The organism is Pseudomonas sp. SIMBA_041 (assembly GCF_046535095.1).
GTDB classification, from domain to species: Bacteria; Pseudomonadota; Gammaproteobacteria; order Pseudomonadales; family Pseudomonadaceae; genus Aquipseudomonas; species Aquipseudomonas mucoides.
Genome location: NZ_JAWRXJ010000009.1, coordinates 248,956 through 263,056, shown reverse-complemented (window position 1 = coordinate 263,056; position 14,101 = coordinate 248,956). Strand labels below are relative to the sequence as shown.

At 62.4% G+C, this 14,101-nt stretch carries 2 protein-coding genes; both read right to left on the bottom strand.

Annotated features, from left to right (window positions below; all coding sequences use genetic code 11):
• Window positions 1-70: 70 nt before the first annotated feature.
• Window positions 71-883 (bottom strand): alpha/beta fold hydrolase, encoded by an 813-nt coding sequence (locus SB725_RS22635; protein ID WP_410922595.1) that lies wholly within the window; start codon window positions 881-883, stop codon window positions 71-73.
• Window positions 884-1,065: 182 nt separating this feature from the next.
• Complete coding sequence (locus SB725_RS22630) at window positions 1,066-14,049, bottom strand: non-ribosomal peptide synthetase (RefSeq protein WP_410922594.1); 12,984 nt, start codon at window positions 14,047-14,049, stop codon at window positions 1,066-1,068.
• Window positions 14,050-14,101 lie beyond the last annotated feature (52 nt).

Here is a 14,101-nt window from a genome sequence, read left to right as displayed (position 1 = left end):
GCTCGCTCCAACAGGGGAATGCGATCAACTGTGGGAGCGAGCTTGCTCGCGATGAGGCCGGCAAATTTAACTAATTCCTCTCAGCCAAAAACTTCAGCAGCGCCTCCGTGACAAATCCGGGATTCTCCAGACTGGAGATATGCCCCGCTTCCGGCACCAGCACAGACGGGCACCCGATCAGCTCAGCCATTTCCTTCGCTTCCGACGGCGGCCGCGGCTTGTCCTGATCGCCACACATCACGAGCGTGGTTTCAGGACTCAATGCCCTCAGACGCGGCAACAGATCATCCCGCGCAAACGTAATCCGCCCCATCGGCACGACGCTTTCACGCAGACGCTGCGGCGACAGCGCGGCCAGCTTCGCGCGAAATTCCTGATACAGCGCCGACTGCGGATCGATGCCTGGACGGAAGAAGATCGGCACCACGATGTCGAGCAGCGGCGCCGAGATCACGCCGGTGTCTTCGATCTGCTTGAACAACGAGAAATAGTACTGGCGAGTCGGTTCCGGCTCGACCCCGAGGTAGGTGTCCATCAGCACCAGACCGTTGATTCGCTGCGGTGCGGACAGCGCCAGCCGCGCGCCCCACATGCCACCGACAGACAGCCCAACCAGCGTGACGCGATCAATATCCAGATGATCGAGCAGCGCCAAGGCCTGGCGCGCAATGTCGTCCAGCGATTGCGTGCCTGCGGGCAGCGAGCCGGATTCGCCGTGGCCCCACAGGTCCAGAGCGATGACCCGGTAGTGCGGTGACAGGGCAGCAATTTGCGGGGCCCACATGGCCTGGTCCCACAGGTAACTGCCGGCCAGCAGGACCGCCGGGCCGGTGCCTTGATCCAGGTAATGGAGGGGTTGACCATCAATCGTTGCGAAGGGCATTGACTGTTTCCTTGGTGAAAACTGGAGTGGGGAGACTGGGCTGCCGTGGGTCCATAGTCAACACTCTGAGTGTCTGTACCGGCCCCATCGCGAGCAAGCTCACTCCCACATTGGTTCTGCAAACACAGATCAGATGTGGGAGCTGGCTTGCCTGCGATGAGGCCTTACCAGCCCCTAAAGAATCAGAACCCTTCCAACTCCGCCATCAGGTCATTCAGCCGATCCACCTTCTCCTCGGTGATGTCATTCGCCGCCAATTCATCAATGTATTCAGCCAACTCCGCCACCGTGCTGCACTCGAACATCGCTCGCAACGGCACATCCCTTTGCAGCGCTTTCTGCACCCGCGAAGCAATCTGCGTCGCCAGCAACGAATGCCCACCCAACTCAAAGAAGTTGTCGCGCACACCGACCTTCTCGACTTTCAACACCTCAGCCCAAATGTCCGTCAGCGTCTGCTCCAGATCATTGCGTGGCGCCAGATAGTCCTGGCTCTGCAACTGGCCGATCTCCAGCGCTGGCAGCGCCTTGCGATCGAGTTTGCCGTTGGCATTAAGCGGCAGGCGATCCAGCCACAACCAGTGCAGCGGCACCATGTATTCCGGCAGTTCGGCGCGCAGTCGTTGCTTGATCCGCTCCAGTCGTTCGCTCGGACTCAAGGCTGAATCAGCCGCAACCAAATAGCCAACCAGATGTTTACCGTTCACCCCTTCCTGCACCCCCACCGCCGCTTCGCGGACCTCAGGCTGTTCGTGCAGACGCGCTTCGATTTCCCCCAGTTCGATGCGGTATCCACGAATCTTCACTTGATGGTCGATACGCCCGACGTACTCCAGCACGCCGTCACTGCGACGACGGGCCAGGTCGCCAGTGCGGTACAACCGATCCCCCGGCGCGCCGAACGGGTTCGGCACAAACACCTGCGCCGTGCGCAACGGATCACTCACGTAGCCACGACCGACACCGGTACCGGCCACGCACAACTCGCCTACCGCGCCCAACGGCACCAGTTCCAGCGCGCCATCGAGCAGGTATAAACGGTTGTTGTCGGTGGGTGTACCAATCGGCAAATAGCTGCCGCGTGTCGAGACCAGGTCGACACGGAAGAACGCCACGTCATCCGAGCATTCCGCCGGTCCATAGGCATTCACCAAGCCGATCTCCGGGTAACGCAACAGCCATCGGTGCGCCAGTTCCGGCGGCATCGCTTCACCGGTCGGCAGCATCCAGCGCAGGCCGTCGAGGCTCATGCGTTCCTGGGCGAGCATGCCCTGGATCAGCGACGGCACGCTTTCCAGCACGGTGACGCCTTGCGCCGAAACATGCGCCAACAGGCCCTGTGGATCATGAGCGATGGTGTTCGGCACGATGTCCACCCGGGCACCGAACAGCGGCGCGGCGAGGAACTGCCAGACCGAAATATCGAAGCTTTGCGAAGCGGTCTGGGCGATCACATCGGCATCGCTCAGGTTCAGGTAAGGCACCTTGCTCAACTGGTTATTGAGCATGCCGCGCTGCTCGACCATCACGCCTTTGGGCAAACCCGTGGAGCCCGAGGTGTAGATCACGTAGGCAAGGTTATCCGGCCCGCTGTAAACGCCCGGATTGGCCTCCGAAACAGTGCTCGCCTGCACCTCTTCCCAGACCAGCAATTTAGGCCGCTGGGAACAACCGAACTCGTCCAGCAACGCCAGCGCCTGTTCGCGGCAGGCCTGAGTGCACACCAGCAACGGCGTGCGACTCAGGTCGATGATCCGGCTCAGACGTTGACTCGGCAGGCCCGGATCCAACGGCAGATAACCAGCACCGGCCTTGAAGCTTCCAATGAACATGCCGAGCAAATCGAGGTCACGCTCGGCCAGCAACGCCACTGGTTGATCCAGCCCGACACCGGCAGCGATCAGGGCGTGACCGAGGCGGTTGCTGCGCTGGTTCAGTTCGGCGTAGCTGTGTTGCTGATCGAGGCAACTCGCAGCGATCCGCTGCGGATGCTGCGCGACTTGCGCTTCGAACAACGCGACATAGCTCTGCTCCAGCGGGTAGTCGTGTTCGCTCTGGTTGCAACTGTGGACCAGGAAGTCCCGCTCCTCGCCCCCCAGCAGCGGTAAGTCGGCCATGTCACCGTGGAACCCGTCGACCAGCGCCAGCAGCAAGCGCTTGAACTCACCGAGCATGCGCTCGATGGTCGATTCGTCGAAGTAACGCTGGTCGTAAGACAGGTGCAAGCCCAGGTCATCGCCCGGATAACACACCGCTGTCAGCGGGAAGTTAGTGTGGGTGCGGCCCGAATCCGAGGTCGCGTTAAAGCTTTGCGCACGGTCCAGCACCGACACTTCCACCGGGGCGTTCTCGAACACGAACAGGCTGTCGAACAGCGGCTGACCTTTGGGCAGTTCACTGTGTTCCTGAATGCTCACCAACGGCAGGTATTCGTACTCGCGCAGCTGCATGTTGCTATCGAGCAAACCGCTGAGCCATTGGCGCACGCTGCAACGCTGATCGTCTTCGGGCATTTTCACCCGCAACGCAATGCTGTTGATGAACAGCCCCACAGTGCGTTGCATCTGCGGTATGTCCACTGGGCGCCCGGCCACGGTGACGCCGAACAGCACGTCGCGATCACCGCTCAAGCGCCGCAACACCAGCGCCCACGCCGCTTGGGCGAAGGTGTTGATGGTCAGCTGATGCGCCTGCGCCAGTTCACGCAATTGCGCACCGTCACGGGCATCGAGCCGGGTGTAGCGGTCGCCGACGATCATGCCACCGCTGGCGCCGGCGTGTTCGCGCAGGAACGGTCGATCACTCGGGATCGGCGTTGTGCGTTCGAAGCCTTGCAGGTTGTTTTTCCACCACTGCCGCGCTTCCGCCAGGCTCTGGCGTTGCAGCCAGCCGATGTAGTCGCGGTAACGCGGCGGTACGGCCAATTGCGCTTCGCGTCCTTCGCCGAGAGCGGTGTAGATATCGAAGAAATCGTTCATCAATAGCGAGCGGCACCAGGCATCGATCAGGAGGTGATGGTTGCTCATCATGAACCAGTAACGCGCCGCGCCGACCTTGATCAAGCGCAAATGGAACGGGGCCTGATTGAGTAGATCGAACCCGGCCTCACGCTCGCTTTTCAGCAGTGCCTGCAACGTCGGCTCTTGCGCGGTTTCAGCCATCGCGGTCCAGTCCAGGTATTCGATCGGCGTGCCGCCCGGCTTGTGGATAACCTGCAGCATGTCTTCGCCGACGTTCCAGCAGAAGGACGCACGCAGGGCTTCGTGACGGGCGATCACCGCTTGCCAGGCCTGGGCGAAACGCTGAGGGTCGAGCTCGCTGTTGATGCGGTAGCGGTCCTGCATGTAGTAGAGCCCGGTACCCGGCTCCAGCAAGGTGTGCAACAGCATGCCTTCCTGCATCGGGGTCAGCGGGTAGACGTCTTCGATCACGGCGGCCGGAACCGGCAGTGCATCGAGTTGCGCCTGGGTCAGTTTCGCCAGCGGAAAATCCGACGGTGTCAGGCCACCCGCCTCGTCCTGCAGACAATGTTCGATCAGGCTGTGCAATTCATTTACGTAAGCGTCTGCCAGGTCGGAGATAGTTTGCGGATCATGGCGTTCTGCACTGAAGGTCCAGCGCAGCACCAGTTCACCGCCGTAGACCTGACTGTCGACGCTCAGCTCATTGGGCAGCAGCGCGTGCGGATCGTGGGCCGCGCCGACCGCTTCATCCAGCGGGCGGAACAAGGCATCCGCGCCAAAGCTCTGGTCGAACTGACCGAGGTAGTTGAAGGTGATCGGCGCTGCCGGCAGCTCAGCCATCGCCTGTCGGCAGAGGTCGTCGGCCAGATAACGCAACACGCCATACCCCAAACCTTTGTGCGGCACGGCGCGCAGTTGTTCCTTGATCGCCTTGATCGAGTCGCCCTGCCCGCCCATCGGCGTCAGTCGCAGCGGATAGGCGCTGGTGAACCAGCCCACGGTGCGGGTCAGGTCGATCTCGTCGAACAGGGTTTCGCGGCCGTGGCCTTCCAGTTGAATCAGCGTCGATTCGTCGCCGCTCCGGCGGCACATCACACGTGCCAGTGCCGTCAGCAGCAAGTCGTTGACTTGCGTGCGGTAAGCGCTCGGCGCCTGTTGCAGCAATTGGCGGGTGCGCTCGCTATCAAGGCGCACACTGACGGTATGCGCATGACGATTCTGCTGACCGCCTTGAGGACGTTCGCAGGGCAACTTAACGCTTGGGCCGGCCAGTTGCGACTGCCACCAGCTCAGTTCTTCGCGCAGGGATTCGCTGCCGGCGTACGCCTGCAAGCGCGCCGCCCAGTCCTTGAAGGCACTGGTTTTCGCCGGCAGGTTGACCGACTGCTGTGCGTCCAGTTGCCGGTAAACCGTTTGCAGATCATCCAGCAGCACGCGCCACGAAACGCCGTCGACCACCAGGTGGTGAATGGCGATGAACAGCCGTTGTTGTCCCTCAGGCCCATCGACCAGCAGCGCACGCAACAGCGGCCCCGCTTCGAGATCAAGGCTGCGCTGGGCATCGGTGAACAGCGCGGTGCATGGGTCCATCGACGAAACATGGACTTGCCACAGCACTGGCGCATCGGACACTGGCTGATGTTCGGCATGCCATTGCCCGGCGTTCTCGATGAAGCGCAGGCGCAAGGCGTCATGCTGTTCGATCACCGCCATCAGCGCTTGCTCAAGACGATGAGGCTCCAGCGTCACGGTCGGTTCCAGCAGTAACGCCTGGTTCCAGTGTTGGCGCTCGGGGATGTCGGTATCGAAGAACCAATGCTGAATCGGCGTCAGATGCGATTCACCGGAGAGCAAGCCTTGCTCGGCGGTGACCTGTTCGGTACGGGTCGCCACTGCGGCCAGAGTCTGCACAGTCTGGTGCTGGAACAGATCACGCGGACTGAAATGGATGCCCTGCTGCCGCGCCCGGCTGACCACCTGGATCGACAGAATTGAATCGCCGCCCAGTTCAAAGAAGTTGTCATTGAGACCGACTTGCGTGACGTTCAACACTTCGCACCAGATCGCGGCCAGGGTCAGTTCAAGTGCATTGCTCGGCGCCAGGTACTGCTGACGGTTCAGCTCCGGGTCCGGTGCCGGCAATGCACGGCGGTCCAGTTTGCCGTTGGCGGTCAGTGGCATGCTGGTCAGCAGAATCAGGTGCGTGGGCACCATGTAATCCGGCAATTGAGATTTGAGGTGCGACTTGAGGGATTCGCGCAGTGCGGCTTGTAGCGCTTCGTCCTGCTCGGCGACCTCGGTGACCAGATAACCCACCAGTTGCTTGCCGCTCGGTGCGTCGAGGGCCAGCACCACGGCTTCACGGATCGATTCATGTTCCAGCAGACGGGTTTCGATCTCGCCCAACTCGATGCGGAAACCGCGAATCTTCACTTGATGGTCGAGACGCCCGAGATACTCCACCAACCCATCGGCACGTTGACGCACCAGGTCGCCAGTGCGGTACAGGCGTCCGCCATTGTTGGCAAACGGATCGGCGACAAAGCGTTCGGCGGTCATGCCCGGACGCTGGTGATAACCCTGCGCCAGACCAGCACCGCCGACGTACAACTCGCCGGTCGCGCCTTGTGGCACCAACGCCTGATCCGCGTCGAGAATGTAAGCCACCCGCGCGCCAATCACGCTGCCAATCGGCACACTGCCCAGGCCTTCTTCCAACTGTTCGGGCGCGAGACTGGCCAGCGGCATGACCACGGTTTCGGTCGGGCCGTAAGCATTGAAAAACAGGCTCGGCTTGAAGACCGCGCGAATCCGCGACAGGTGTTCGCCGGTCAGGGCCTCGCCGCCGGTGATGCACATGCGCACCGGCAGGGTTTCGCCCTGAGTCGCCAGCCATTGCGCCAACTGGCTGCCGTAGCTTGGGGTGAAGCCGAGGATGTTGATGCGATGTTGACGAATCAAGCCGCAGATTTCTTGCGCATCCCACTGCCCCTGCGCACGCAACACCACTTGCGCGCCGCACAGCAATGGCACCAGTAAACGCTCGGTCGCCGCGTCGAAGTTGATCGAATAGAAATGCAGCTCGCAATCGTCCGGGCGCATGCCGAAGCGTTCGATCACCGCTTGGCAGTGCATGGCGATCTCACCGTGAGACACCACCACGCCTTTCGGTTGGCCGGTGGAACCGGAGGTGTAAATCAGGTAGGCCTGATGTTGCGGCAGACTGATAAACGGCAGCTCGCTGGTCGGGTAATTGACCAGCCCGGCCGTGTCCTCTTCCAGGCACCAGCGCGCCACCGTTGCCGGCAACTCACCGAGGGCTTCGAACATTGCCGCATCGCTGAGCAACACTGCGATGCCGCTGTCCTCGATCATGTAACGCAAACGGTCGAGCGGATATTCCGGGTCCAGCGGCACATAGGCGCCACCGGCCTTGAGAATCGCCAGCAGGCCGATGACCATCTCCAGCGACCGTTCAAGCGCCAGGCCGACGCGCACCTGCGGACCAACACCACGCTCGCGAAGCATCCAGGCCAGTTGATTGGCGCGGCTGTCGAGTTCGGCATAGCTCAGGGTCTGCCCGGCAAAGGTCAGGGCTGGCGCCTCCTTGCGCGTCAGCGCCTGCTCGCGGAACAGTTGATGAATGCACTGGTCGAGGCGATGCTCGCCCGGTCCGACGCCAAGACTATCGAGCAATGCTTGTTGTTCGCGGGTGTCCAGCAACGGCAGTTCACTGAGACGCTGTTTCGGATCGGTCAACAACGCTTCCAGCAGATTGCGCCAATGCCCGGCCATGCGCGCGATGCGCGGTTCATCGAACAGATCAGTGCTGTAGGTCAGGCAGCAACCGAGGCGATGATCGAGGTCGGTGACTTCCAGGTTAAGGTCGAACTTGGTCGCCCGCGCATCGTTGGCCAGGTACTCGACGGTCATGCCGGCCAGGGTGCGGCTCTGCTGGAACTCCCAGCGCTGCACGTTACACATCACCTGGAACAGCGGGTTGTACGCGGCGCTGCGCGGTGGCTGCAACGCTTCTACCAAGTGGTCGAACGGCAGGTCCTGATGGGACTGGCCTTCGATCACGGTGTGGCACACCTGCTCAAACAATTCACCAACGGACATCTGCCCGTCGAGTTGGCAACGCAGCACTTGGGTGTTGAGGAACGCACCGATCAGCCCTTCGCTTTCCGGGCGAATCCGGTTGGCCACCGGCGCACCGATGCGCAGATCAGTCTGGCCGCTGTAGCGGTAAAGCAGCACGGCCAGCGCGGCGGTCATGGTCATGAACAGGGTCAGACCGTTTTGCGCATTGAAGGCCCGAATGCGTGCCGCCAGGTCATCGCTCAGGTCGAAACGGAACAGCTCACCCCGGTGGCTTTGCACCGGTGGGCGTGGACGGTCCGCCGGCAGTTCCAGCAGCGGATGTTCACGGCCCAGTTGCGCCGTCCAGTAATCGAGTTGGCGCTGACGCTCGCCGGCCGCCAGCCACTGCCGTTGCCACACGCTGTAATCGAGGTATTGCACCGGCAGTGGCGCCAGTGGTGATTCGCGGTCATCGACGAAGGCTTCGTAGAGCGCGCTCAGTTCCCGGGCAAAGATGTCCATCGCCCAGCCTTCGGTAACGATGTGGTGCAGGGTCAGCACCAGGTAATGTTCGTGCTCGGCAGTCTTGACCAGGCAGGCACGCAGCAGCGGGCCGGTTTCCAGATTGAACGGCGTATGCGCCTCGTCGTCAGCCAGTTGCTGGACGCGTTGCTCGCGGATTTCACCCGCCAGTGCGGAAAAATCCTTCCAGTCCATGCGCATTCCGGTTTGCCCATGCACCTGTTGCCGGGCCACGCCGTCGACGCTCGGGAACATGGTGCGCAGGGTTTCGTGGCGCATGATCAACGCTTGCAGCGCCGCTTCGAAACGCCCGACATCGAGTACGCCACGCAGCCGCGCCATGCCACCGACGTTGTACGCCGGGCTGTCCGGTTCCATCTGCCAGAGGAACCACATGCGTTGCTGGGAATAGGACAGCGGCACCGGTTGGCTGCGGTCGATCTGCTTGATCGGCGGTTGCTCGTTGGTCTGGCCGCTGACCTGAATCAGCCGAACCTGCTCGGCGAATGCACCCAGTTCACGGTTCTCGAACAACGCACGCAGCGGCAATTCGACGTCGCAGGCCTGGCGCGTGCGGGAAATGATTTGTGTGGCCAGCAACGAGTGACCGCCGAGGGCGAAGAAATCGTCGCGAAGACCGATTTGCGTCTGGCCCAGCACTGTTCGCCAGATACCGGCGATCTGTTGCTCCAGCGCCGTGACCGGTTCGACGTGTTCACGCACGTGCCATTGCGGCTCGGGCATGGCGCGACGGTCGAGCTTGCCGCTCGGGCTCAAGGGCATTTGCGCCAGACGCATCAGCTGCGCCGGGACCATGTATTCCGGCAGCTCGGCCGCCAGCGCGGTGATCAGGCGTGTTGTCTGGGCGTCTTCGGTTTCGCTGGCTTCTGTGACGGTGTAGTAGCCGATCAACTGCCCGCCGACTGCCGTCTCGCGCACCAGCACCACGGCTTGTGCAACGCCCTCCTGCGCCAGCAACCGCGCTTCAATCTCTTGCGGTTCGACACGGAAGCCGCGCAATTTGACCTGCTGATCGAGACGGCCGAGGTATTCGATCACGCCGTCAGCAGTCCAGCGCGCACGGTCGCCGGTGCGATACAGACGTGCGCCCGGCTCGCCCAGCGGATCAACGACAAAGCGTTCGGCAGTCAGGCCCGGACGCCCCAGATAACCACGCGCCAGCCCGATGCCGCTGATGCACAATTCGCCGGGGACGCCGGCCGGTACGGGGTTGAGGTCGCTGTCGAGCACGCGACAGATGACGTTGCCCACCGGACGGCCAACCGGCGAACACTCGCCATCGGCCGTGGTGCACTGCCAGTGGGTGACGTTGATCGCGGTCTCGGTCGGGCCATAACGATTGTGCAGTTGCACGGCGGGCAATTGTTCCAGCACACGGTTGCGCAGTTCGGCCGGCAAGGCTTCGCCGCCGGAGAAGATGCGGCGAAGGCTGGTGCACTCAGCGGTGAGCGGTTCATTGATGAACAACGAAAGTAACGGCGGTACGAAGTGCAGCGTGGTCACGCCGAATTGCTGAACCAACTGCGCAATGCGATGCGGGTCGCGGTGTTCACCGGGGCCGGCCATCAGCAAACGGGCGCCGGTGATCAGCGGCCAGAAGCACTCCCATACCGACACATCGAAACTGATCGGTGCCTTCTGCATCAGCACGTCGGTGTCATTCAGGCGATAGGTGTCTTGCATCCATTGCAGTCGCTCGGCCAGCGCCGCGTGAGTGTTGCCGACGCCCTTCGGCTGACCGGTGGAGCCCGAGGTGTAGATCACGTAGGCGAGGTTGTCACCGTGCAAATGCAGCCCCGGCGCATGGCTCGGCCAACCGTCGAGGTTGAGCGCGTCCATGGCAATCACGCTGACACCCTCGGTGGCCGGCAGACGTTCAAGCAACCCGGTCTGGGTCAGCAGCAACTCGACGCCGCTGTCGCCGAGCATGTAGGCCAGGCGTTCGGCCGGATAGTCCGGGTCCAGCGGCACATACGCGCCACCAGCCTTGATGATCGCCAGCAGGCCGATCAGCAATTGCGGCGAACGCTGCGCAGCAATGGCCACGCACACGTCCGGGCCGACACCTTTGTCGCGCAGGTAATGCGCGAGGCGGTTGGCGCGGCTGTGCAGGTCGGCGAAGTCCATGGCGCCACCGTCCCACAGCAGGGCGGTGCGTTCCGGTGTCAGTTTCGCCTGTTCGTTGAGCCGTTGCGGCAGCCATTGGCTGGCCGGCGTGCAAGGCGCCGCGCTCCAGGCAGTTTGCTGATCGTGCTCACTTGAGGTCAGCAACGGCAGGTCGCCGATGGCGGTGTCGGGCTGTTCGCAAATGGCGTGCAACAGGTTGCTGAAGTGTTCGGCAAGACGGGTGATGGTCGCCGCATCAAACAGTTCGCTGGCGTAGTCGAAGGACAGGCTGAGGCGACCCTTTTGATCTTCCTCGCTGTGCAGTTGCAGGTCGAACTTGGCTTCGCGGCTGTGCCACGGCAACTCTTCGACGAGCAATCCCGGCAGCCGGCGCAGTGTGCTCAAGTCCCGTTGCTGGTGGTTGAACATGACCTGGAACAGGCCTTGTTCGCGGGCTTGCGGGAACGCTTCGAGCAGTTGCTCGAACGGCAGGTCCTGATGCGCTTGGGCGTCCAATGCGTGCTGACGGGTTTGCGCCAGCAGCTCAACAAAAGGCTGTCGCGAATCCACTTCGGCACGCAGCACCTGGGTGTTGATGAAGAAGCCGATCAGCCCTTGGGTTTCAAGGCGTGGACGGTTGGCATTCGGCACGCCGATGCGGATGTCGCGCTGGCCGCTGTAGCGGTGCAACAGGCTCTGGAACCCGGCGAGCAATAGCATGAACGGGGTTGATTCATGCGCCTGTGCGGTCCGGCGAATGGCATCGCTCAAGGTCGCGTCCAGTTTGACGGAATGACGCGCCGCACTGTGAGTGTGCTGTGCCGAACGCGGGTGGTCGGTGGCCAGATTGAGCGTCGGGTGCTCATCGCCCAACCGCGCTTTCCAATAAGCCAATTGGCGTTCACCCTCCCCTTGCGCCAGCCATTGACGCTGCCAGCTGCCGTAGTCGGCGTACTGCGTCGGCAAGGCCGGAAGTGTTGCTTGTTGTCCCTGGGAAGCTGCGGCGTACAGGCGCGAGAACTCGTCGATCAGCACGTTCAGCGACCAACCGTCGGCGATGATGTGGTGCATCGTCACCAGCAACTGGTGATCTTCATCATCGAGGCGTACCAGCGTCACCCACAACAGCGGACCTTTCTCCAGATCAAATGGGGTGCGCGCCTCGTCCTCACGGATTTGCTCGGCGCGGGCTTCACGCTCGGTGGCTGGCAGGCCGCTGATGTCGATCAATCGCAGGTTCAACCCGGCGGCGGCATCCACCTGTTGCAGCGCCACGCCGTCACGCTCGAAGAACCGCGTGCGCAAGGATTCGTGGCGCTCGATCAGTTGCTGGAAACTGCCGCGCAATGCGTCTTGATCCAGCTCGCCACGCAAACGCAACGCACCGGGAATGGTGTAGGCGCTGCTGTGCGGGTCGAGTTGCCAGGTAATCCACAGGCGGTTTTGCGCCAGGGATTGCGGCAGGGCTTCGGTGCGCGACAGCGGGGTGATCGCGCCTTGGACCAGGCCACCATCCTGTTGTTGCCGAGCCACAGCGCTGGCGAATGCACCGAGGGACGGCGCTTCGAGCAACAGGCGCAGGTTCAGCTCCAGGCCGAGTGCTTCACGCAGGCGCGCAACCACTTGGGTGGCGGCGATGGAATTACCACCGAGCAAGAAGAAGTGGTCGTCGGCATGGATCTGTTTGACCTGCAATTGTTCGCACCAGATCTGGCCGATCAGGGATTGCAGCTCAGAACCGGATTCGGTGTTTGCTTCACGCTCCGTGGCCGCTGACGGAAACAGCGCATAGCTGTCGAGACTGCCCTCCGCCAGACGATGGCGGCACGCCGAGCGCTGCAACTTGCCGCTCGACGTCTTGGGCAGCGCCCCCGGATTGAGCAGCACCACCACGCTCGGCGCTTCTTGATACGCTTCGGCCACGGCTTGGCGGATGGCTTTGATCAGCGCTTCGGGTGGCAGGATTTTCTGCACGCTGCGGCTGATTTCGGCGGCGACACCAATGCCTTCCTGACCGTCGATATTGACCGCGAATGCCGCGACGCGACCTTTGCGCACCACCTCCACTTCACGCTCGATGGTTTGCTCGATGTCCTGTGGATAGAGGTTGTGCCCGCGAACGATCAGCAGGTCCTTCAGGCGCCCGGTGATGAACAGTTCGCCGTCGCGCATAAACCCCAGGTCGCCGGTGCGCAACCAGGTCTGGCCGTTGTGCTGGACGAAGGTCTTGGCGCTGGCCTCGGGGTTGCGCCAATAGCCGAGGGCGATGCTCGGCCCGGTGGCCCAGACTTCACCGACAGCATTCTCGGCCAGTTCAGTGAGCGCAACCGGATCGACAATCAGCACCGCGTGAGCCGGCTGGCTGAAGCCGCAACTCATGATCGCGCAGCCCTCGCCCGATTCCGCGCGATGTTGCGCCAGAGCTTGATCGTCTACGCGCAGGTTACCAATGCCCTGAGCACGAGGGCTGCCAGCCACAAACAGCGTCGCTTCGGCCAAGCCGTAGGACGCCATGAAACTGTCCGGGGTAAATCCGCATGGGGCGAATTTCTCGGCGAAGCGCTCCAGGGTGTCGAGACGAATCGGTTCGGAACCGGAGTACGCCACACGCCAGCCGCTCAAATCGAGCCGTTCCAACGCCGATTCGCTGACCCGCTCGCTGCACAGCCGGTAGGCAAAATCCGGTCCGCCGCTGATGGTGCCGCCGTACTCGCTGATCGCTTCCAGCCAGCGCAGCGGCCGGCCGAGGAAGTACGCCGGCGACATCAACACGCACGGCACGCCGCTGAAAATCGGCTGCAACAGACCGCCGATCAAGCCCATGTCGTGGTACAGCGGCAGCCAGCTGACGATCACGTCATCAGGGTTCAGATCAATGCCAAAGCCGTGGCGAATCAGCACTTCGTTGGCCACCAGATTAGCGTGGCTGACTTGCACGCCTTTGGGCACCGCGGTGGAACCGGAGGTGTATTGCAGGAAGGCGATGTGGTTGCCTTCGAGGTTTGGTTCGACCCAACGATCCGCCAGTTCAACATTGAGAGTGTCGACGCAGAGCAGCGGCGGCGCGCCTTCGATCTGCTGCAACGCGTCGCGCAGATCGGCGCTGGTCAGCAGCAAGCGCGGTTGGGCATCGCCGATGATCGACAGCAGGCGTTCCTGATGATGACGTTTGGCCGACTCCGGCGGATAGGCCGGCACCGCGATCACGCCTGCATACAGGCAGCCGAAAAACGCGGCAACGTAATCCGGACCACTGGGAAACAACAGGACCGCGCGATCGCCAAACTCCGCCTCGGCTTGCAACGCACCGGCAATGGTTCGCGCGCGCTGATCCAGTTCGCGATAACTGAGGACTACCGCCTGATCCGGCGTGTCGGCAAGAAAACGCAAGGCCACCCGATCCGGCGTCAGGGCCGCACGGCGCTGTAGGGCTTGGACCAGTGTGCTTGGGAGTTCGAACGCGTCGGTCATGAGGTTTCCTGCCTGATATCGGCTTGCAAGTGGAATCGGTTTTGTGACGTCA

Bases quoted from the DNA above. Each gene is read 5' to 3' on its own strand.
- SB725_RS22630 (WP_410922594.1), bottom strand. From the start codon at position 14,049: ATGACCGACGCGTTCGAACTCCCAAGCACACTGGTCCAAGCCCTACAG.
- SB725_RS22635 (WP_410922595.1), bottom strand. From the start codon at position 883: ATGCCCTTCGCAACGATTGATGGTCAACCCCTCCATTACCTGGATCAA.